Raw genomic sequence first — 20,720 nt, 5'->3', positions numbered from 1 at the left:
CCGCCATTTTAGGCATGACGGCAGAACTGTCAACTGTTTTTCACATCGTCCTTCAGCGAAGGCCAGGCTGCATGCAGGTATGCGAAACCCGACCACAGCGTCAGCAGCGCGGCCGCGGCCAGCAGCCACTCGCCGATCGCGAACACGGGCAACTGCAGCACCGGATCGCGGTACAGCAGGAACACCAGCGCGACCATCTGGACCACCGTCTTGACCTTGCCGATCGTGGCGACCTTGACCTTCGCCCGCTGGCCGAGCTCGGCCATCCACTCGCGCAGGGCCGACACCGCGATCTCGCGCCCGATGATCACCGCCGCCCACAACGCCATCCACACGGTGTGGTGGTGCTGCACGGTGATCACCAGTGCGGTGGCGACCATCAGCTTGTCCGCCACCGGATCCAGGAACGCGCCGAACGCCGAGTACTGGTCGTAGCGACGGGCGATCCAGCCGTCGAGCCAGTCCGTCAGCGAGGCGAACGCGAAGATCGCCGCGGCGGCGAAATTCGTCCACCGGTAATCCAGGTAATAGACCAGCACCAACACCGGGATCAGCACGATCCGCAGCAACGTGAGCATGGTCGGCACCGTCAACTTCATTCTTCACTCCGTGTCGCACCGGCCCCGGGGGCATTGCCAGCGCTTTCGAGTCCGTGCAGGGTCGCATAGATGCGTTCGGCCAGGGCAGCGTTCACGCCTTCCACGCGGGAGATCTCCTCGGCGCCGGCGGCCTTGAGCCCGCCGAGTCCGCCGAAGTGGCGCAACAGGTTGGCGCGGCGGCGCGGGCCGATGCCGGGGATGTCCTCCAACCGGCTGGTGTTGCGCGCCTTCTGGCGCCGACCGCGATGGCCGGTGATGGCGAACCGGTGCGCCTCGTCGCGGACCTGCTGCACCAGTTGCAATGCGGGCGAGCCGGCACCCGGGCGGACGCACCGCCCATCGGGCAGCAGCAGTTCCTCGTCGCCGGGGCGGCGGGCCGGCCCCTTGGCGACGCCGACCAGCGCCACGCCTTCGATGCCCAGCTCGTCCAGCACCGCCCTCGCCTGCGCGACCTGGCCGGCACCGCCGTCGATCAGCAGGATATCGGGCAGCACCGCGGCCGCCTTGTCCACCCGCTTGCGCCGGGTCGCGGCCGCCGGGTCATCCACGTCGACCGTGTCGGATGCCACCGCGCGACGGAACCGCCGGCTGATGGCCTGGTGCATCGCCGCGTAGTCGTCACCCGGCTCGATGCCGGCGATGTTGTAGCGGCGGTACTGGCCGCGGACCGGGCCTTCCGCGTCGAACACCACGCACGATGCGACGGTGGCCTCGCCCATGGTGTGGCTGATGTCGAAGCATTCGATCCGTTGTGGCAGCGCGGCCATGCCCAGCAGCTCGCGCAGGTCCTCGGCGCGTGCGAGCTGGGCGGCGTGGCTGGTGCGCTCGCTGGCCAGCGTGATCTGCGCGTTGCGGCGGGCCATGTCGAGGTAGCCGGCGCGGTCACCACGCACGCGGTGGCGGATCTCGACCTTGCGCTCGCCGGACGCCGACAGCGCCTGCTGGATCAGTTCGCGGTCCGGGATGTCGCGGTCGATGACGATCTCGCCGGGCGGAAGCTGCTCGCCGTAGTACTGCGAGACGAACGCCGCCAGCACCTCTTCGGCGTTCTCGCTGCCATTGGTCCTGGGGAAGAACGAGCGCGTGCCCAGGTTGCGGCCGTCGCGGAAGGCCAGCAGCACGACGCACGCCGCGGCGCCCTGCATCGACACGGCGAGGACGTCCAGGTCGGCCGCGCGGCCATCGACGTACTGGCGCGCCTGCAGCGTGCGGATCGACGACACCAGGTCACGCAGGCGGGCGGCCTCCTCGAAATCCAGGCGCTGGGCGGCGCCTTCCATCGCGCGGCCCAGCTCGTCGGTCAGCTCGTCGCTGCGCCCCTCGAGCAGCAGGGTGGCGCGGCGGACGCTCTCGGCATACTCGCGCGCCGACACCAGTCCCACGCAGGGCGCGCTGCAGCGGCCGATCTGGTGCTGCAGGCACGGCCGGGACCGGTTGCGGAACACGCTGTCCTCGCAACTGCGCAGCTTGAACAGCTTGTGCATCAGGTTGAGCGTGTCGCGGACCGCGCCGACGCTCGCATACGGACCGAAGTACCGGCCGGGTATCGAGCGCGGCCCGCGATGGACGGCGATTCGCGGCCAGGCCTCGTTGGTGAGCAGGACGTAGGGATAGCTCTTGTCGTCGCGCAGTAACACGTTGTAACGCGGCTTCAGCGACTTGATCAGCTCGTTCTCGAGGATCAGCGCCTCGGCTTCGGTGCGGGTGACCGTCACCTCCATCCGCACGGTCTGCGACAGCATCGCCATGATCCGCGCCGACTTCGGGGTCGCATTGAAGTAGCTGGAGACGCGGTTCTTCAGCGCGCTCGCCTTGCCGACGTACAGGACCTTGTCGTCGGCGCCGACCATCCGGTACACGCCGGGCGCGGTACTGAGGCCGCGCGAGAACGCCTTTCCGTCGAATGGCGCCGTCACGGTCACGTGCACCCCGCGGACAGGTGGCGGCGGTTCGGCGCGGGTGCGACAGCGTGGCGGGCAGGCATCGGCTCCATGGATGGGGTCGATTATCGCCCGTGCAATCGGCGCGCGTGTGGCGCCGTCCGGCCGTATTCATCCGCGGGCCGGGTGGCGTGCACCGGCGGTCGCTGCAATGATCGACGCATGCTACCTCCGGTCGCCGTATCGCCCCGCGCCGTCGCCCTCGCCCGCCGAAAACGCGTGGCGGTCGCGATGCTCGCGGCTGCGGCAGTGCTGTTCGTGGCGGCCACCTGGATGGAGGTGCGCCATCCGCACTGGGCGTTCGGCCTGCTGGTGGCGATGGCGGAGGCGGCGATGATCGGCGGGCTGGCCGACTGGTTCGCGGTGGTCGCGCTGTTCCGCCACCCGCTCGGCCAGCGCTGGATCCCGCACACGGCGATCATCCCGAACCGCAAGGATGCCCTCGGCCGGGCGCTGGCCGACTTCATCTGCAACCATTTCCTCGAGCCCGGCGAGGTGATGCGCAAGCTCGACGAGTTCGATCCCGCCTCGCGGCTGGCCGTCGCGCTGTCACGACCGGAAAACGCCGCACGCGTCGGCCGGCTGGTGGTCGACCTGTCACCGCACCTGCTCGCTTTGCTCGACAGCGAGCGGCTCCATGCCTTCCTCGAGCGGCTGACGCGCGAGCAACTGCGGCGGATGGACGTCGCCGCCCTGGCAGGCCAGGTGCTGGAGGTCATGACCCACCAGCGCCGGCACCAGGCCCTGTTGGACAGCGTATTGCGGGACATTGCCGGGGTGCTGACCGACCCCGGGACGCAGGAGACCGTGGCCGCGCGCATCGCGCCCCAGCTTTGGTCCGTCCTCAGGCTGACCGGGCTGGACGAGCCGGTTGCCCGGCGGTTGGCCGAACGCGTGGTGGCAGGCGTCGGCGACCTCGTCGACGAGATGGCATCCGAGCCCGACCACGAGCTGCGCCTGCGGTTCGACCACTACGCCGCCGACTTCGTCGCGCGACTGCGCAGCGACCCGGCGCTGCAGCGCAAGGTCGGCGAGATGCGCGACCGCCTGCTCGACGACCCGGCCCTGCCCCGCTACGTGCGCGGGCTGTGGGACGACGTGCTGGCGTGGTTGCGGCAGGACCTGCTGCGCGAGGACTCCGAGATCGCGGCCCGCGCCGGGCGGGTCGCGATGGTGCTGGGGGAGCGACTGTCGGCCGATACCTCCATGCGCGACTGGCTCAACGGCTGGCTGCGCGCCACGGTGGAGCCGATGGTCGACCGCTACCGCGGCAGCATCCGCGACTTCATCGTCGAGCGTGTCGGCCGCTGGGACACCCGCGAGCTGGTCGACGAACTCGAGCTGAGCGTCGGCAGCGACCTGCAGTACATCCGCTACAACGGCACCGCGATCGGGGCGCTGATCGGCGGCGTGCTGTTCGGGATCGTCCAGCTGATCGCCTGGCTGGGTCGCTGATCAGCCCGGCTGCGAGGCCATGAGCGCTTCGGCGCGGGCGAGGTCGTCGGGCGTGTCGACGCCGGGTGGAAACGGCGCGGGCGTGAGCGCCACCGCGATCCGGCACCCGGCCTCGAGCGCACGCAACTGTTCCAGCGATTCCACCTGCTCCAGCCGTCCCGGCGGCATTGCAGCAAAGCGTTGCAGGAACCCGGCGGTGTACCCGTAGATGCCGATGTGCCTCAGCCAGGCGTGGCCGGCGGGCAGTCGGCTGCGGTCCGCGGCGAAGGCATCGCGCGGCCAGGGCACCGGCGCACGGCTGAAATAGAGCGCATCGCCGCTGGCGGCCCGCACGAGCTTGACCGCGTTGGGGTCGAGCAAGGTGTCGACGTCCTCGACCGGCGCCGCCAGGGTGGCCATCTCGGCACCGCTGGAGCGCAACAACGCCGCGACCGCGCGGATCCCTTCGGCCGGCGCGAAAGGCTCGTCACCCTGCAGGTTGACCACGGCGGTACCAGTGTCCCAGCCGGCGATACGTGCACACTCGGCCAGCCGGTCGGTACCCGATGCATGCGCCGGCGAGGTCATCGCGACCTGCACGCCGCTGCCCTGGAGCGCCTCCGCGATGCGCGGGTCATCGGCGGCAACCCAGACCTCGCGCGCGCCGGCGGCCAGCGCACGGCGGGCGACATGCAGCACCAGTGGCTCGCCGGCAAGCAGACGCAGCGGCTTGCCGGGCAGCCGCGTGGCGTCGTGGCGGGCGGGGATGGCGACTACGAAGTCAATCGGACTCATGGCCGCGATTCTGGTCGAGCGCCTGCAACCGGTCCAGCAGCGACACCCAGAACCCTTCGGGCAGCTCGGCCTGCACCGGCACGCTGTGGAAGGCGTCGGTGGCGAACTCCGCGCACTTCACCGCGTCCTTCTCGGTCATCAGCACTGGCAGCGGACTGCCGAACTCGAAATCCGCGGCGCGGTAACGGTGATGGTCCGCGAACGCGTGCGGCACCACCGCGATCCCGAGCCCACGAAGCATCGTGAAGAAGCGGTCGGGGTTGCCGATCCCGGCCACGGCATGCACCCGGTGGCCGGCGAAGCTGTCCAGTGGCCGCGGCCGGCCCCCGCGCACCGGCACTGCGCGGTCGGCGAGCAAGCGCATGGGCCATTCGCCGAAGCCGGCCTCGCCGCCGTTGATCACGCGGAAGTCGCATTGGCTGCCGCGCTCGGGCAATTCGCGCAGGGGACCGGCCGGGAGCAGCTGGCCGTTGCCATAGCGGCGGCGGCCGTCGACCACCTCGATCTCGATGTCGCGCTGCAGTCGGTAATGCTGCAGGCCGTCGTCGCAGATGACGATGTCGCAACCCGCTTCGGCCAGCGCCTTGGCCGCGGCGGCACGATCGCGGTCGGCGCGCAGGCGTGCACCGGTGCGGCGGGCGATCAGGACCGGTTCGTCGCCTCCGATCGAGGGCGCCGTGTCGGCGTCCACCCACACGGCATCAGCGACGTCGGTGCGGCCGTAACCGCGGCTGGCCACGCCGGGGTTCCAGCCCTCGCTGCGCAGGCGCTCGACCAGTGCGATCGTCAGCGGCGTCTTGCCGGCGCCGCCCGCAGTGATGTTTCCGACCACGATGACCGGGACGCCCGGGTGGCTGCGTCCAAACCAGCCCTTGCGGTACAGCCAGCGGCGGGCGCTGGTGACGACCGCATACACCGAGGCCAGCAGGCGGGCGCCCAGCGGCACCGGGGCCTCGCCATACCAGTAGGCGGGCTGGTGTTCGCGCCGGTTCGAGGGACCGGTCGGACCGGGGTTCATTGGACCTCGCGGAACTGCATGCGGTGCAGGTGGGCGTACAGCCCGCCCCGCTCCAGCAGCTCGGTATGGGTGCCGCGCTCGACGATGCGGCCTTCATCGAGCACCAGCACCTGGTCGGCGTGCTCGATGGTCGACAGCCGGTGCGCGATGACCAGCGTGGTGCGGTCCGGCATCAGCCGCTCGAGCGCATCCTGGACCAGCCGCTCGGACTCGGTATCGAGCGCGGCGGTGGCCTCGTCGAGGATCAGGATCGGTGCGTCCTTGAGCATCGCCCGTGCGATCGCAAGACGCTGCCGCTGGCCGCCGGACAGCCGGCCGCCCTTGCTGCCGATGCCGGTCTCGACGCCATCGGGCAGGCGTTCGACGAACTCCATCGCATTGGCACCCCGGATCGCGCGCTCCAGCCCGTCTGGCGACGCCTGTTCCAGCTCGCCGTAGGCCACGTTGGCCGCCACGGTGCCGTCGAACAGCATCACCTGCTGCCCGACCAGCGCGATCTGCCGGCGCAGGTCGGCCAGCCGGTACTCGCGCAGCGGATGGCCATCGAGCAGGATCTGGCCCGATTCGATCTCGTAGAAGCGCGGGATCAGCTTGATCAGCGTTGACTTGCCGCTGCCCGAGCGGCCGACGATGGCGGTGACCGTGCCAGGCCGCGCGGAGAAGCTGATGTCCGTCAGTGCCTGGGTGGCCTGGCCGGCATAGCGGGCACTGACGTCGCGGAACTCGATCTCGCCGCGGGCGCGGTCGAGGGGCCGGGTGCCTTCGTCCTGCTCGTCACCGGCGTCCATCACGTCGAACAGGCGGTCGGCCGATGCCACGCCACGCTGCAACATGCCTTGCACGTTGGTGAGCTGTTTGAGCGACGGGATGATCGCCATCATCGAGATCATCAGGGTGACGAAGCCGCCGGCACTGAGCCGTCCGGCCATCGCCTCGCGACCGGCGAAGAACAGGAGCAAAGCGAGTCCGATGGACCCCATCAGCTGGACCATCGCCGAGGAGATGCTGCGGGTCGACTCGACCTTCAGGGTCAACTTGAGGTGGTGGTTGGCCTGGGCCGCATAGCGTTCCAGCTCGACCGCCTGCGCGCCGTACACCTTGACCTCCTGCTGGTTGCCGAGGGCCTGGTCGGCCGACTGCATCAGCGCCGCGCCGCTTTCCTGGATCTTGTGGCTGATGCGGCGATAGCGCTTGCCCACCTTGTCCATGATCCACGCCAGCGGCGGCGCCATGATCAGGATCGCGATGGTGACCTGCCAGCTGGTCCACAGCATCACGCCCAGCATCGCGATCACCTGCAGGGTCTGCTGCAGCATGACCTTCATCGCGTCGATCGCGGCTTGGGCGACCTGGTCGCTGTCCGACCCCAGCCGCACCAGCATCGACGGCACCGGCTCGGCGTCGAAGCGCAGCCCCGGCAGCCGCAGGTACTTGCCCAGCACCTGGACGCGCAGGTCGCGCGCTATGCCACGGCCGGACTTGGCCATGTGGATGTCGGTGATGTAGCCGGCCACGCCGCGCAGCAGGAACAAGGCGACGATCGCCATCGGCAGGACGAGGCTGAATTCGCTGTTGCGATCGATGAAGGTCTCGTCGACCACGGGCTCCATCAGCTTGGTGAACGCTGCGGCCGAGGCGGCCTCGAACAGCATGCCGATGCCCGCAATGACCAGCAGCGGACGGTACGGGCGGGCGAAACGGAGCAGCCGCCGATAGACCTGCCACGGGGTGGCGGCTTCGTTCACGGAACGGCTCCGCTGCCCTCGCCTGCCGGCGCGGTGGCGCTCATGACACGGTTGAATCCGAGCTGGCCCAGCGCGTCGTATACCGTCACCACGGCCTGGTACGGCGTGCGCGCGTCGGCACGCAGCATCACCGGGCGGTCGCGGTCGTTGCCGGCCACCTCGGCAATGGTCGCCTTCAGCGCGCCGCTGTCGGTGCGCAGGACCTCGCGGTCATCGACGAAGTAGCGCCCCTCGGCATTGACCAGTACCACCAGTGGCTGGGTGGCCTCGGTCTGTTCGCCGGTCGCCTTCGGCAACTCGAGCTTGATCACCGAGCGCGCGTCGAACGTGGTGGTGACGACGAAGAAGATGATCAGCACCAGGATGACGTCGATCATCGGGACCAGGTTGATCTCCGGCTCGTCGTCGGCGCGGTGGTCGCGGATACGCATCGCTCAGCTCGCGCTCACCGGCGGGTTGATGCCGTGGCCGCCCGCCGCGACTTCGGCCGACGCGGCCGCTGGCTGGAGGGTGTCGAGCAGGCGGATCGCCTCGTGCTCCATGTCGACGATGTACTCGGCGATGCGGCCGCGGAACCAGCGGTGCGCCATCAGCGCGGGAATGGCGACGATCATGCCGGTGGCGGTGCAGACGAGCGCCTTGCCGATGCCGCCGGCGAGCTCGTTGACGTCGCCCATGCCGCTTTCACCGATCACCAGGAACATCTGGATCATGCCGACCACGGTGCCGAACAGCCCCAGCAGCGGACCCGCGGCGGCGATGGTGCCGAGTGTGTTGAGGTAGCGCTCCATCCGGTGGACCAGGTGCCGGCCGACGTCCTCGATGCGTTCGCGGATCTGGTCGCGGGGGCGGTGGCGGACGTCGAGCGCGGCAGCCAGCAGTGCGCCCAGTGGCGACGTCGCGCGCAGCGAGTCGATATGCGCCGGGTCGAGCGTGCCACCCGCGGCCCAGGTCCGGACTTCCTGCCCCAGGTTGGGCGGCGCGACGGCGATGCGTCGGAGCGTCCAGGCCCGCTCGAGGATGATCGCCAACGCGAGCACGGTCAGTGCCAGGAGGGGAATCATCGGCCAACCGCCGGCCTTGACCAGTTCCAGCACGCACAACCTCCGGCCCGTGGCCGATCTATTCCGGCCGGTAGGATAGCCCAGCCGGCGCGGCTGCCGGGGCCTGCGCCGCCCGGCGCGCGGCATCCCACAGCCGCGGATGTGCGGCGCGTCGCGTTTCGACCCGTGGACCGCCCGGTACCAGCCGGACCGACAGCGCGCCGCCCTCGGCGGTCGTCAGCACGCTTGCGCCCGCGTCCTCCCAGCGGGACACCACGTCCGCCCGCGGGTGGCCGAAGCGGTTGCCGTGCCCGTTGGAGACGAACGCGTGGCGCGCGCCCGTGGCTGCGACGAACATCGGGTCGGAAGCGCTGCCGCTGCCGTGGTGCGCAACGAGCACCACCTCGGCGCGAATGGCGTCCGCGCGATCTTCGTCGGCCCGCCGCACCAGACCGCGCTCGATCACTTTGCCGATGTCGCCGGTCAGCAGCGCGCTGCCGTGCGGCGTGGAGACCCGCAGAACGCAGCTCGCCTCGTTTCCCAGGTACGGGAAATGCGGTGTCGGATGGAGGTATCTGAACGCCACGCCGTCCCACTCCCACCCGGTCCCGGCGACACACGGCTGCGTGCCCTCCACAGGTGCGCCGTCCGGCGCTTCCGCGAGACCGACGGGGATCGCCGCGACCACGGCGCCGAACCCGCCCGCATGGTCGCTGTCCCCGTGGCTGGCCACCGCGCGATCCAGCCGGCGCACGCCGGCCGCACGGAGCGCCGGCAACACCACGCGCGCGCCGGCATCGTAGCCGGGCGTGGCCGGGCCCATGTCGTACAGCAGCGCGTGGCCGGCGGTTCGGACGAGGATCGACATCCCCTGCCCGACGTCGAGCACCTGGAGCTCGGCCTCGCCGTGCGACGGCAGGTTGCGGTCCGGCCAGAGCAGCGGTAACCAGAGCATCAGTGCCAGCGGGCGTCCCGGCAGGCCACGGGGCAACAGCAGCCAGAACGCCCCCAGCATCGCCAGCGGCAACGCGAACCAGCGGGGTTCCGGCAACCACCACAGCGCCAATCCACTGTCCGAGAAGCGTTCGAACAGCGGCCAGCTGAGTTCGAAGCACCAGGCCGCGAGCCGCCACGCCCAGTCGCCCCAACCGGGTTGCAACGCGTCCAGCAACGTACCGAGCAGCGACAGCGGGACCACCACCAGGCTCCACCAGGGCACCGCCACCAGGTTGGCCGGCGGGCCGGCCAGCGACGCCTCGCCGAACAGCGCCACGCCCAGCGGGAGCAGTCCCACCGTGGCAACCCCCTGGGCCGACACCAGGTCGCGTACCGGGCGTCGCCCGGTATCGGGCAGGCACCACAGCAACCAGGCCACGCCGAAAAAGCTGAGCCAGAACCCTGCCCCGAGGATCGCCAGCGGGTCGAACAACAGGATGGCGATCGCGGCAAGGGCCAGCGCCTCGAACATGGATGTGGACCGACGGCTGGCGCGGACGCCGGCGACCACCGCGACCATCAGGACGGTGCGTACCGTGGGCAACGCAAAGCCGGAGACCGCCGCGTACCCCAGCGCACCCGCCAAGCCGGCCACCGCCATCGCGACCGGTCGAGGCCACCGCCGACCCAGTGCAGGCAGCAGCCACCAGACGGCCGACGCGAGCAGCGCCGCGAAGCCGGCGACCAGGCCCACGTGGAACCCGGAAATCGCGATCAGGTGGGTCAGTCCGTTGGCCCGGAGGACCAGCCAGTCGTCGTCGGACAAGCCGCGCGTGTCACCGAGCGCGAGCGCCCGCACGAACCGCGAGGCCGCAGACGGCACGGCGCCGGCGATGCGACCCGACATGCGCTCGCGCCAGGCATCCACGCCGCGTGCCGGTCCGACCAGCACGGCGCCGTACGGTTCGCGCACGTGGCCGCGGGCCGTAAGCCGATCGGCGAGTGCGTGCTTCTCGCTGTCGAACCGTCCCGGATTCCGCAGGCCGCGGGGCGCCCTCAAACGGACGGAGAACTCCCAGCGCTGGCCGGCATGCAGGCGGTCGCGACCGGTCGGGGTGCCGTCGAAGTCGTCGTACCAGGCCAGCTGCAGCAGTCGTCCCTGGAGCTCCGTCGGATGATCCGCCCCGCCGTCGACCCGGAACGAGAACGTCGTCCGCCGGTCCTGGTGCTCGGGCAACTGCACGACTCGCCCGGCGACCCGAACCTCGCGCTGTTCCCAGTCGGGTGGCAGCTGCACCGACAGCGCGTATGCCGCATGCAACCCGGCGAGCCCGAGTCCCACCAGTGCCGCGCCCAGCCATCGCACTCGACGCAGGCGCCACCAGGCAGCAAGTCCCAGCGACAACAGCACCACGAGCGTCCACGCAGGAGGCAATGCCGGCAGCCTCAGGCAACCAGCGACTCCGCAGAGCAACCCGATCGCCACCGCGATCCCGAACGGAGGTACGGCCGCTGTCGTGGGCCAGGTCTGGGCAATGCTTGTGGGTGCGGCGGGGTCACGCGGCATCCTTGCCGCTTCGTCCATGGTTTACATCCCTGTCTAGACTTCTTCCGGGGCCAGCTCGCGCAGCTTGCCCTCGTGCAGTTCGAGCACGCGGTCGAGCCGGCGTGCGAGCCGGCGGTCGTGGGTGACCAGCACCAGGCTGGTGTGCTGCTCGCGGTTCAACTCGAGCATCAAGTCAAACACCGTTGCAGCGGTCTTCTCGTCGAGGTTGCCGGTCGGCTCGTCGCCGAGTACGCAGGCCGGCTGGTTGACGAGGGCCCGCGCCACGGCCGCGCGCTGGCGCTCGCCACCCGAAAGCTCACCTGGCTTGTGGCCAAGGCGATGCCCGAGCCCGACGGACTCCAGCAGCCCGCGTGCGCGCGACTCCGCCTCGGCGACGCCGGTGCCGTTAAGCAGGACCGGCAGCATGACGTTCTCGATTGCGGTGAACTCGGGCAGCAGGTGGTGGAACTGGTAGACGAACCCCAGCGCCTTGTTGCGCAGCGCGCCACGGGCGGTGTCGGACAGGGCGCTCATCTTCTTACCCGCCACGAACACCTCGCCCGAGGTTGGCGTATCCAGTCCGCCGAGCAGGTGCAGCAACGTGCTCTTGCCGGCGCCCGATGCGCCGAGGATCGCGACCGTCTCGCCCTTGTGGACGTCGAGGTGGAGCCCGTCGAACACCGGCGTGCGCATCTTCCCCTCGGCGTACACCATACCCAGGCTGTCGCAGCTCAGTACCGTTTCCCGCCCATCCATCGGCTTACTCATAGCGCAGGGCCTCCGCCGGCGGGGTCCGTGCCGCGCGCCAGGCCGGGTAGATCGTCGCGACGAGCGCCATCGCCAGTGCCACCGCGGCGATCGCGACCACGTCGCTGCCCTTCAGTTCGGTCGGCAAGCCGGTGATGTAATAGACGTCCTCGGGCAACAGGGTCATGCCGAAGACCTTCTCGATCGCGAACAGGATCGATTCGAGGTTGAGCGTCAGCAGGATGCCGCCGACCACCCCCAGGACCGTACCGATCACGCCGATCAGGCTGCCTTGGACGACGAACACCGTCATCACCCCGCGCGGACTCAGGCCGAGCGTGCGCAGGATGGCGATGTCGGCCTGCTTGTCGGTAACCAGCATCACCTGCGATGACACCAGGTTGAAGGCGCCCATCGCGATGATCAGCGACAGCAGGATCGCCATCATCGTCTTCTCCATCCGCAGCGCCCGGAACATGTTGGCGTTGTCGGTGGTCCAGTCGCTGACCTGGTACGGCCCGTCCAGCTCGATGGCCAGGTCGCGGGCAACGTTCCAGGCCAGGTTCATGTCATGGAGTTTCAGGCGTACGCCGGTGACGCCCTCACCCATGCGGAGCACCCGCTGCAGATCCTCCATGTGGACGAAAGCCATGCTCCGGTCGTACTCGTTGTAGCCGACCTCGAACACGCCGCTGACGATGAAGCGCTTGAACTGCGGCAATGCGCCGATCGGCGAGCCGCGTGCATCGGCGAGCATCATCACCACGTCGTCGCCGATGCCCACGCCCAGCCACGCCGCGAGCTCTCGCCCGACGATGATGTTGAAGCCGCCGGGTTCGAGCGACTCCAGTTCGCCCTGCACCATCTTGTCGCCCAGCACGGAGACAGTCCGCTCATCGGCAGGAATGACGCCGCGCACGAACGCGGGCTGCTGCCGCGCGCCATTGAGCAGCGCCTCCTTCTCCACGTACGGTGCCGCCCCGGCGACGCGCTCGTCGGCCAGCGCCAGGTCGACCGCGCGCTGCCAGTCGGTAATCGGTTCGCCGTAGGCACTGACGGTGGCGTGGGCGGCCATCTGCAGCATGCGGTCACGGATCTCGCGCTGGAAGCCGGTCATCACCGCCAGAGTGGTGATCAGCGCCGCCACGCCCAGCGCGATGCCGAGGATGGAAGCAAGCGAGATGAAGGAGATAAAGCCATTGCGGCGCTTGGCGCGCAGGTAGCGCAGGCCGATGGCGACTGGGATGGGTTTGAACATAGCCCGGTATGGTGCCACCTAACACGCCACGCGCGGAGAGGTTTCGACCGGCATGGCCATCCGGAGTTCACGACGCCGGTCTGCGGGCAACGTGTCAGGCCACCAGACCAGGCGTTCGACGGCGCCTGTCGGGCTGGACCAGCGGGCAAAGGCCAGTGCGCCGCGCCACGCGATCCGCAGGCCATCCACCGGCACGCCGTCGATCATCGGCTCTCCATTGCCGTCGATGACCAGCGTCCGGGCCGGCCGCTTCGCCTCGCGCCACGCCAGCAATGACCCATACGTGGCAGCGGCCGCCGCAACCGGGCCTGCGAAGACGATGTCGAGGTCGGATGCGCCCAGTGACAGCGCGGCCAGCAGCCCGAGCGGGACGAGGCCCACGACCAGCCAGCGCGAGGGCTTCCACCGGAAGGTGGCGCCCACGTCATTCGGCGGGAGGTAGCGCCCGGATTCGGTGGACCAGTGCGGCAAGCTCGGCATCGGCGGGGGTGTCGTGACCCATGAACCAGTGCCAGAGCTTATCGTCCTCGCAATCCAGCAGCCGTAGGAAAACCCCGCGGCTGGCCGGCGGATCCTTCCACCACAGGCGGTCCAGGTAACGCCCGAACAACTGGTCCAGCTCGCGCATGCCACGGCGGGACTTCCAGCGGAGCCGTCGCAGCTCCGCCTTGTCCTCGTCGGTCATCGGGTGCTGCACGCTACTGCGCCGGTCAGGTCCGGCGCGCGAGCATCAACTTCTTGATCTCGCCAATCGCCTTGGCCGGGTTCAGGCCCTTCGGGCAGGTGCGCGCGCAGTTCATGATGGTGTGGCAACGGTACAGCTTGAACGGATCCTCGAGATCGTCCAGCCGCGCACCGGTGTCCTCGTCACGGCTGTCGACGATCCAGCGGTAGGCCTGCAGCAGGATGGCGGGACCGAGGTAGCGGTCGCCGTTCCACCAGTAGCTCGGGCACGAGGTCGAGCAGCACGCGCAGAGGATGCACTCGTACAGGCCGTCGAGCTTCTTGCGGTCCTCGGGGGACTGCAGGCGCTCCCGGTCGGACGGCGTCGCGCTCTGCGTGCGCAGCCACGGCTTGATCGAGGCGTACTGCGCGTAGAAATGGGTCAGGTCCGGGACGAGGTCCTTCACCACCTCCATGTGTGGCAGCGGGTAGATCGGCACTTCGGCCTTGCCGCAGTCATCGATCGCCTTCGTGCAGGCCAACGTGTTGGTGCCGTCGATGTTCATCGCGCAAGAACCGCAGATGCCCTCCCGGCAGGACCGGCGGAAGGTCAGCGTCGGATCGATCTCGTTCTTGATCTTGATCAGCGCGTCCAGGACCATCGGACCGCAGGCCGCCATGTCCACCTCGTAGGTGTCCACGCGAGGGTTCATGCCGTCGTCCGGGTTCCAGCGGTAGACCTTGAAGGTGCGCGGGTTCTTCGCACCGTCGGCCGGCCAGTGACGGCCCTGCTGGATCTGCGAGTTCTTCGGGAGAGCGAATTCGGCCATTTCGGTTTTCCTGCTGCCGGATCAGTACACGCGCTTCTTGGGCGGGATGACGTCGACGTCGCCGCTCAGCGTGTGCATGTGGACCGGGCGGTAATCGATCTTCGTCCCGCCGTCTTCGCCGACCCAGCACAGGGTGTGCTTGAGCCAGTTGACGTCGTCGCGCTCCGGGTAGTCCTCGCGGGCGTGGGCGCCGCGCGATTCGGTACGGTTGGCGGCGGACACGATCGTGCCCAGCGCCTGTCCGAGCAGGTTGGACAACTCGTAGGTCTCCACCAGGTCGGAGTTCCAGATCAGCGAGCGGTCGGAAACCTTGACGTCGGCGAACGACGCGTGGATCTCGCGGATCTTCGCCACGCCCTCGCCGAGCGTCTCGCCGGTGCGGAACACCGCCGCGTCGGCCTGCATGGTGCGCTGCATCTTGTCGCGGATGACCGCGGTCGGTGTCCCACCGTTGGCGTTGCGAAGCCGGTCGAGCCGTGACAGCGCTTCGTCGCAGGCGTCCCCGGCAAGCGTCGGGTGTGCGCCGTCCGGCGTGATCGTCTCGGCGCAGCGGTTGGCCACCGCGCGGCCGAACACGACCAGGTCGAGCAGCGAGTTCGAGCCGAGGCGGTTGGCGCCGTGCACTGAGACGCAAGCGGCCTCGCCAATCGCGTAGAGGCCGGGCACCACCGCGTCGGGGTTGCCGTCCCGCAACTGCACCACTTCACCGTGGTAATTGGTCGGGATGCCGCCCATGTTGTAGTGGACGGTCGGAATCACCGGGATCGGCTGCTTCTCGACGTCGACGTTGGCGAAGATGCGGGCCGACTCGGCGATGCCGGGCAGCTTCTCGTGGATGACCTCGGGACCCAGGTGGGTCAGGTCGAGCAGGATGTGGTCCTTGTGCTCGCCGACGCCGCGGCCCTCGCGGATCTCCATGGTCATCGAACGGCTGACCATGTCGCGCGGCGCGAGGTCCTTGACGCTCGGCGCGTAGCGCTCCATGAACCGCTCGCCGTTGGCGTTGCGCAGGATGCCGCCTTCGCCGCGCACGCCCTCGGTGATCAGGCAGCCGGCGCCGTAGATGCCGGTCGGGTGGAACTGCACGAACTCCATGTCCTGCAGTGCCAGGCCGGCGCGCAGCACCATGCCGCCGCCATCGCCGGTGCAGGTGTGGGCCGAGGTCGCGCTGAAGTACGCGCGTCCGTAGCCGCCGGTCGCCAGCACCGTGCCCTGGGCACGGAACAGGTGCAGCGTGCCGGTCTCGAGCTCGAGCGCAAGCACGCCGCGGCAGGCGCCGTCAGCGTCCATGATCAGGTCGAGTGCGAAGTACTCGACGAAGAACTGCGCGTCATGCGCCAGCGACTGCTGGTACAGGGTGTGCAGGATCGCGTGGCCGGTACGGTCGGCGGCCGCGCAGGTGCGCTGTGCCGGCGGACCTTCGCCGAACTTGGTGGTCATGCCACCGAACGGACGCTGGTAGATGCGGCCATCCTCGGTGCGCGAGAACGGCACGCCCTGGTGCTCGAGCTCGATGATCGCGGGGATGGCTTCGCGGCACATGTACTCGATCGCGTCCTGGTCGCCCAGCCAGTCCGAACCCTTGACGGTATCGAAGAAGTGGTAGCGCCAATCGTCCTCGCCCATGTTGCCGAGCGCCGCGGCCACGCCGCCCTGTGCGGCGACCGTATGCGACCGGGTCGGGAACACCTTCGTGATGCAGGCGGTCTTGAGGCCCTTCTGGGCCAGCCCGAACGTGGCCCGCAGCCCGGCGCCACCGGCACCGACCACGATCATGTCGAACTTGTGTTCCTGGATCTTGTATGCAGCAGGCATTGCGGATCAGCCCCCGAGCGCGATGCGGATGACGGCGAGCACGCTGGCAATGGCCGCGAGTACGCAGACGAAAATGACCGAGAGCTGCGACGTCGCCGCCAGCCACGGGGTGTGGACGTAGTCCTCGATGATCACCTGCAGGCCCAGCTTCGCGTGCCAGAAGGACGCGACCAGGAAGGCCACCAGCAGCGTCGCGTTCCACGGCCGTGCGACGGTGGCGCGGACGGTGGCGAAGTCGTCGCCGACCAGCGACAGCACCAGCCATGCGACATAGATCGTCAGGAAGACCAGCGCGATCGCGGTAATGCGCTGGATCGCGAAATGGTGCGTACCGTCCTTCGCCGAGCCCAGGCCCCGGGCGCGCTTGAGCGGGTGGCGCAGGTTCGGCGTGTGGCGGCCGGGATTCTGGATGCTCATGCGTTCCCCCACTGGGTCATGGCCAGCAGCCAGATGATCGCGGTGAGCACGAGGCTGCCGAAGATCGAGATCCAGCTGTTGCGCACGAAGCTGCTGATCTCGTACGCGTAGCCGGCGTCCTGTGCGAGGTGGCGGATGCCGTTGATCAGGTGGTAAGCGAGTGACCAGCTCCAGCCGAACATCACCAGGAAGCCGAGCGGCGAACGCACGCACTCGGCGAAGTCCGCCCACTGCACCGGACCCGCGGCCAGCGCGACCAGGCCCCAGGCGACCAGCAGGCTGCCCAGCACCAGCACGATGCCGGTGCCGCGGTGCAGGATCGAGGTGACCATCTGCACCTGCCAGCTGTAGACCTGCAGGTGCGGAGAGAGTGGCCGCGCCCGGGGGCGGTCGCTGACGCGTTGCTGGTTGGCCATGCGATGGCTGTCTCGGCTGGGCGGCTGTGCCGCGTGGCGGAAGTGGATCGGGAGACGCTTGCGGGTGACGATCAGAAATCGATGCAGCGACCGTTCTTTTCCCAGTCGCCGTAGCGGGTGGGCTCGGGGCCGTCGCGACCACCGTACTCCGTCGCGACCTCGTCCGGCTTGTTGTCCACTGCCTGAGAAGGCACGTCGGAGTCCGTCGGCAAAGCGGGTTCTGGAGTGGTTTGGCCTATCATCACAGCGCCCAAGCTTAAATCCCGACCCCATGCATGACAAGCTTCAGCCATTGCCTGGCGCGCTTTTTGCTATGCCGGACCTGCACGTGGTGGAGCTGGCCGGACGCGACGCGACAACCTTCGCGCAGGCCCAGTTCATCAACGATCTCAACGGCTTGCAGCCCGGCCACTGGCAGTGGAGCGGCTGGCTGACACCGAAGGGGCGCACGGTCGCGCTCTTTGCCGTGGCGAGCTGGTCGGATGACCGGATCTGGCTGTTGCTGCCCGACCTCGATCCGAGCGGGCTGGCCGAAGCGCTTCGCCGGTTCGTGTTCCGCAGCAAGGTGGCCGTGACCGTGCGCGACGACCTGGTTGTCGGCGGAGCCTTCGCGAAGCCGGAGCGGGCGGAACGGAACAGGTTTGTCGAGCACGACGGCGTGGCCGAGTTCGACCTCGGCACACCCGAGATGCCGCGCCTGCTGCGCGTGGGCTGCCCGGCACCCGCAGTGGACGATGCCGCCTTGCAACGTTGGCGGATGTTCGACCTCGAGCACGGCCTTCCCCGGTTGGGACCGGACCAGTCCGGCCAGTGGACACCGCAACAACTCTCGCTGGAACGGATTCGCGGTTTCAGCGTCAAGAAGGGCTGCTATCCGGGGCAGGAGATCGTCGCCCGCACGCACTTCCTCGGGAAGGCCAAGCGGGGGCTCGCACTGCTTGAATCAGACCGCGCCATCGCACCGGGCGCAGAAGTCACTGGCGATGCACGGGCGGTCGGCACCGTGGTGGCCAGTGCGGGACAGGACGGCCGCCACCTGTCACTGGCGGTGATGCCGCTGGACCGCGAGGCGACGCCGCTGTCGGTTGGAGACAGTCCGGTGGGCGAACGCCCGCTGCGCGAGGGCCTGGCCCGCTGATCGCTTCGGGCCGGCTTAACCGCCCTCACCCGCCGCGAGCCGGTCGGCGGCATCGACGATGTCCTGTTCACCCGGGATCACCAGGAACGCGGCCCCGGCCAGCGGCGTGTAGGTATCGGTACCCACCACGCGCTGTAACGGGCGCGCGGCGAACCCGCCTTCGGCGATCGCGGTGATCACACCCTCGCCGACGCCGGCGCTGTGCCGCCCTTCGTCGACCACGATGATCCGCTTCGCATTGCGTGCCTGCTGGACGATGTAGGCGTCGTTGAGCGGCACCAGCCAGCGCAGGTCGACCACTTTCGCCTTCCAGCCATGGCGCTGCTCGATCGTGCGCGCCGCGCGGAGACTCATCGGCACGCCGTTGCCGTAGGTGAGGATCACCAGGTCATCCCCGTCTCCGTCCGCGGGCAGGTACGCCCTACCCTCGCCCAGCGTCATCGCCTCGCCCGGTGCCGGGTACGTGGTCAACCAGCCGCCGTCGCCCGGTTCGTGCAGGTCCTTGGTCATGTACAGCGCGATCGGTTCCAGGAACACACTGACCCGACCGTCGACCTTGGACAGCGCGGTGAGCGTACGCAGCATGGTGACCGCGTCGTCGCCGCGCGACGGGCAGCCGACCACCAGGCCGGGGATGTCGCGCAGTGCGGTGATCGAATTGTCGTTGTGGAAGTGGCCGCCGAAGCCGCGCTGGTAACCCAGTCCGGCGATACGCACGACCATCGGGTTGCGGTACTGGTCGTTGCTGAAGAACTGAAGGCTCGCCGCCTCACCGCGGATCTGGTCGCAGGCGTTGTGGAAGTACGCGAGGTACTGGATCTCGGGGATCGGTAGCAGGCCAACATTGGCGAACCCCTGCGCCATGCCGAGGATCATCGTCTCGTCGAGCAGCGTGTTGAACACCCGCCGCGGGCCGAACGCCTTCTGCAGGCCCTTCGTGACGGTGTAGACGCCACCCTTCTGCGCCACGTCCTCGCCGAACAGCAACGCCTCGGGGTACTTGGCAAAGGTGTCGTGCAGCGCGTTGTTGATCTGGATCGCCAGGTGCCTGGGAGGCTGGTGCTCGGGGAGTTTCTCTTCGCTGCCGAACACCTGGAGGCGCCGCCCGGCAAAGTCAGCGCGCTCGGCCTCGGCACGGACGGCCGCCGGCGTATACGGCGCAAGCGGTGCGATCACCTCGTCGAGCCGGTCCAGCTTGGGCGTGCGGTCGGCGGCTTCAGCGGCGGCGAAGCAGCGCTTGCGGGTGGCTTCGTACAGCGCGAGCACCTCGTCCTTTGACATCAAGCCCGACTCGAGGGCGATCGACGCCGAACGCAGCAGCGGATCGCTGGCCTCGACGGCGCACAACTCCTCGATGGAGCGCCACTCGATCTCGAAGTCTGTCCCGGCGTGGCCCATGATCCGGGTCGTGCGCAGGTGCAGGAAGGTGGGGCGGCGGGTGCGGCGGCAGTGTTCGACCGCGCGCTGGACGTCGCCATAGCCGTTCGCCAGGTCCAACCCGTCGGCGTAGAAGTAATCCAGGTCCGGGCGCTGCGAGAAGTTGCGCGCGATCCAGCCGTTAGGAGTCTTCACCGAAATGCCGATGCCGTTGTCCTCGCAGACGAACAGCACCGGCGCGGGCAGCTTCTGGTATGCCGTCCACGCCGCGGCATTGAAGGCGGTCTGGGCGGTCGCATGGTTGCTCGAGGCGTCACCGAAGGAGCAGATCGCGATGCTGTCGTCGGGAATCGGCAGCGCATGGCCGATCCGACGCCCGGCCTCGATCGCGATCGCCGTGCCAAGGGCCTTCGGCAGGTGGGACGCGATGGTCGAAGTCTGCGGCAACACCCACAACGGCTTGCTGCCCCAGACCTTGTGCCGGCCACCACTGGCCGGGTCGTCCTTGCTGGCAGCGAACGACAGCGCAGAATCCATCGCCGGATCCATTCCGGGCAGCTTGCGGAACCGCTCGGCCATGAACCCGCCGCTGCGGTAATGCAGGAACGCCGGATCGGTGTGCCGGGTGGCGCGCGCGACCATCGCGTTGCCCTCGTGCCCGGACGAGCCGATCGTGTAGAAGACCTTGTTCTCCACACGCAGCACGCGCGCCATCAGGTCCAGGTGGCGGCTGACCAGCTGCGACTCGAACATCTCGCGGAAGCCCTGCGCATCCAGCGCACTGCCCTCGAGGATCGCCTCGCACGCGGCGGGCGCCGCGTCGACGCGACCGTCCCACCCGCGCACGAACTCACTGAAGTTGACGTCGCAGATCTCGGCGCGGTTGAGGCCACGCATGCGGGCGGGAATGGGCTGGGCGATGTTTGACATGGATGCGTGCTGTAGGAGCGGCTTCAGCCGCGAAGTGAATCGAACGCAGGGCGACGCCCCACGCGATGCAACG

20 protein-coding genes are annotated in these 20,720 nt (G+C 69.1%); 2 read left to right on the top strand and 18 right to left on the bottom strand.

From position 1 onward, the window contains the following. Positions 1-29: 29 nt before the first annotated feature. Both pgsA and uvrC read right to left on the bottom strand, forming a co-directional pair. Positions 30-599, bottom strand: a complete 570-nt coding sequence (pgsA, locus tag KOD61_RS06405) for a CDP-diacylglycerol--glycerol-3-phosphate 3-phosphatidyltransferase (protein ID WP_215220200.1) — start codon at positions 597-599, stop codon at positions 30-32. After that, on the bottom strand, positions 596-2,515 hold the full coding sequence (gene uvrC, locus KOD61_RS06400) for an excinuclease ABC subunit UvrC (RefSeq protein WP_407074579.1): 1,920 nt from the start codon (positions 2,513-2,515) through the stop codon (positions 596-598). The genes pgsA and uvrC overlap by 4 nt, the downstream gene beginning before the upstream one ends. A gap of 186 nt (positions 2,516-2,701) precedes the next feature. Between uvrC and KOD61_RS06395 the strand changes: the two genes are divergently transcribed. Further along, the gene (locus KOD61_RS06395) at positions 2,702-3,994 is read left to right on the top strand and encodes a DUF445 domain-containing protein (RefSeq protein ID WP_215220198.1); all 1,293 of its coding nucleotides are present in this window, start codon (positions 2,702-2,704) and stop codon (positions 3,992-3,994) included. Here KOD61_RS06395 and kdsB read toward each other — a convergent pair whose 3' ends face one another. The 15 genes from kdsB to KOD61_RS06320 form a co-directional block, all read right to left on the bottom strand. Continuing rightward, on the bottom strand, positions 3,995-4,777 hold the full coding sequence (gene kdsB / locus KOD61_RS06390; RefSeq protein WP_215220313.1) for a 3-deoxy-manno-octulosonate cytidylyltransferase: 783 nt from the start codon (positions 4,775-4,777) through the stop codon (positions 3,995-3,997). Beyond that, on the bottom strand, positions 4,755-5,786 hold the full coding sequence (gene lpxK, locus KOD61_RS06385; protein WP_215220197.1) for a tetraacyldisaccharide 4'-kinase: 1,032 nt from the start codon (positions 5,784-5,786) through the stop codon (positions 4,755-4,757). The genes kdsB and lpxK overlap by 23 nt, the downstream gene beginning before the upstream one ends. Beyond that, on the bottom strand, positions 5,783-7,531 hold the full coding sequence (gene msbA, locus KOD61_RS06380) for a lipid A export permease/ATP-binding protein MsbA (protein WP_215220196.1): 1,749 nt from the start codon (positions 7,529-7,531) through the stop codon (positions 5,783-5,785). The genes lpxK and msbA overlap by 4 nt, the downstream gene beginning before the upstream one ends. Then, entirely contained in the window at positions 7,528-7,962 is a 435-nt protein-coding gene (locus tag KOD61_RS06375; RefSeq protein WP_215220195.1) for an ExbD/TolR family protein, read from the bottom strand. Before KOD61_RS06375 ends, msbA begins: the two co-directional genes overlap by 4 nt. A 3-nt stretch (positions 7,963-7,965) precedes the next feature. Further along, positions 7,966-8,628 carry a MotA/TolQ/ExbB proton channel family protein gene (locus KOD61_RS06370; RefSeq protein ID WP_215220194.1) on the bottom strand — a complete coding sequence of 221 codons (663 nt, stop codon included), beginning with the start codon at positions 8,626-8,628 and terminating at the stop codon, positions 7,966-7,968. A 25-nt stretch (positions 8,629-8,653) separates the two neighbouring features. Beyond that, the gene (locus KOD61_RS06365) at positions 8,654-11,077 is read right to left on the bottom strand and encodes a DNA internalization-related competence protein ComEC/Rec2 (RefSeq protein ID WP_215220193.1); all 2,424 of its coding nucleotides are present in this window, start codon (positions 11,075-11,077) and stop codon (positions 8,654-8,656) included. A gap of 33 nt (positions 11,078-11,110) precedes the next feature. After that, a complete protein-coding gene (gene lolD, locus KOD61_RS06360) occupies positions 11,111-11,812 on the bottom strand; it encodes a lipoprotein-releasing ABC transporter ATP-binding protein LolD (protein WP_407074578.1) in 702 nt (233 codons plus the stop codon). 4 nt (positions 11,813-11,816) lie between these two features. After that, a complete protein-coding gene (locus tag KOD61_RS06355; RefSeq protein WP_215220191.1) occupies positions 11,817-13,061 on the bottom strand; it encodes a lipoprotein-releasing ABC transporter permease subunit in 1,245 nt (414 codons plus the stop codon). Between the two features lie 18 nt (positions 13,062-13,079). Then, a complete protein-coding gene (locus tag KOD61_RS06350) occupies positions 13,080-13,484 on the bottom strand; it encodes a hypothetical protein (RefSeq protein ID WP_215220190.1) in 405 nt (134 codons plus the stop codon). Position 13,485: 1 nt separating this feature from the next. Continuing rightward, positions 13,486-13,746, bottom strand: coding sequence for an FAD assembly factor SdhE (locus tag KOD61_RS06345; protein WP_215220189.1), 261 nt, complete (start codon positions 13,744-13,746; stop codon positions 13,486-13,488). 25 nt (positions 13,747-13,771) lie between these two features. Continuing rightward, on the bottom strand, positions 13,772-14,554 hold the full coding sequence (locus tag KOD61_RS06340; protein ID WP_215220188.1) for a succinate dehydrogenase iron-sulfur subunit: 783 nt from the start codon (positions 14,552-14,554) through the stop codon (positions 13,772-13,774). A gap of 21 nt (positions 14,555-14,575) precedes the next feature. After that, entirely contained in the window at positions 14,576-16,369 is a 1,794-nt protein-coding gene (gene sdhA, locus KOD61_RS06335; protein WP_215220187.1) for a succinate dehydrogenase flavoprotein subunit, read from the bottom strand. A 6-nt stretch (positions 16,370-16,375) separates the two neighbouring features. Further along, entirely contained in the window at positions 16,376-16,786 is a 411-nt protein-coding gene (sdhD, locus tag KOD61_RS06330) for a succinate dehydrogenase, hydrophobic membrane anchor protein (RefSeq protein WP_215220186.1), read from the bottom strand. Next, complete coding sequence (sdhC, locus tag KOD61_RS06325) at positions 16,783-17,202, bottom strand: succinate dehydrogenase, cytochrome b556 subunit (RefSeq protein WP_215220185.1); 420 nt, start codon at positions 17,200-17,202, stop codon at positions 16,783-16,785. Before sdhC ends, sdhD begins: the two co-directional genes overlap by 4 nt. A 71-nt stretch (positions 17,203-17,273) precedes the next feature. Further along, positions 17,274-17,396 carry a DUF1674 domain-containing protein gene (locus tag KOD61_RS06320; RefSeq protein ID WP_251370679.1) on the bottom strand — a complete coding sequence of 41 codons (123 nt, stop codon included), beginning with the start codon at positions 17,394-17,396 and terminating at the stop codon, positions 17,274-17,276. Between the two features lie 77 nt (positions 17,397-17,473). Here KOD61_RS06320 and ygfZ point away from each other — a divergent pair, with 77 nt between their 5' ends. Then, positions 17,474-18,340, top strand: a complete 867-nt coding sequence (ygfZ, locus tag KOD61_RS06315) for a CAF17-like 4Fe-4S cluster assembly/insertion protein YgfZ (protein ID WP_251370678.1) — start codon at positions 17,474-17,476, stop codon at positions 18,338-18,340. 15 nt (positions 18,341-18,355) lie between these two features. Here ygfZ and KOD61_RS06310 read toward each other — a convergent pair whose 3' ends face one another. Next, positions 18,356-20,647 carry a thiamine pyrophosphate-dependent enzyme gene (locus KOD61_RS06310; protein ID WP_215220184.1) on the bottom strand — a complete coding sequence of 764 codons (2,292 nt, stop codon included), beginning with the start codon at positions 20,645-20,647 and terminating at the stop codon, positions 18,356-18,358. Positions 20,648-20,720 lie beyond the last annotated feature (73 nt).

The organism is Lysobacter luteus, assembly GCF_907164845.1.
Lineage (GTDB): Bacteria > Pseudomonadota > Gammaproteobacteria > Xanthomonadales > Xanthomonadaceae > Novilysobacter > Novilysobacter luteus.
The sequence above is the reverse complement of the archived record's forward strand: the minus strand, read 5'-3'. Positions and strand labels throughout refer to the sequence as shown.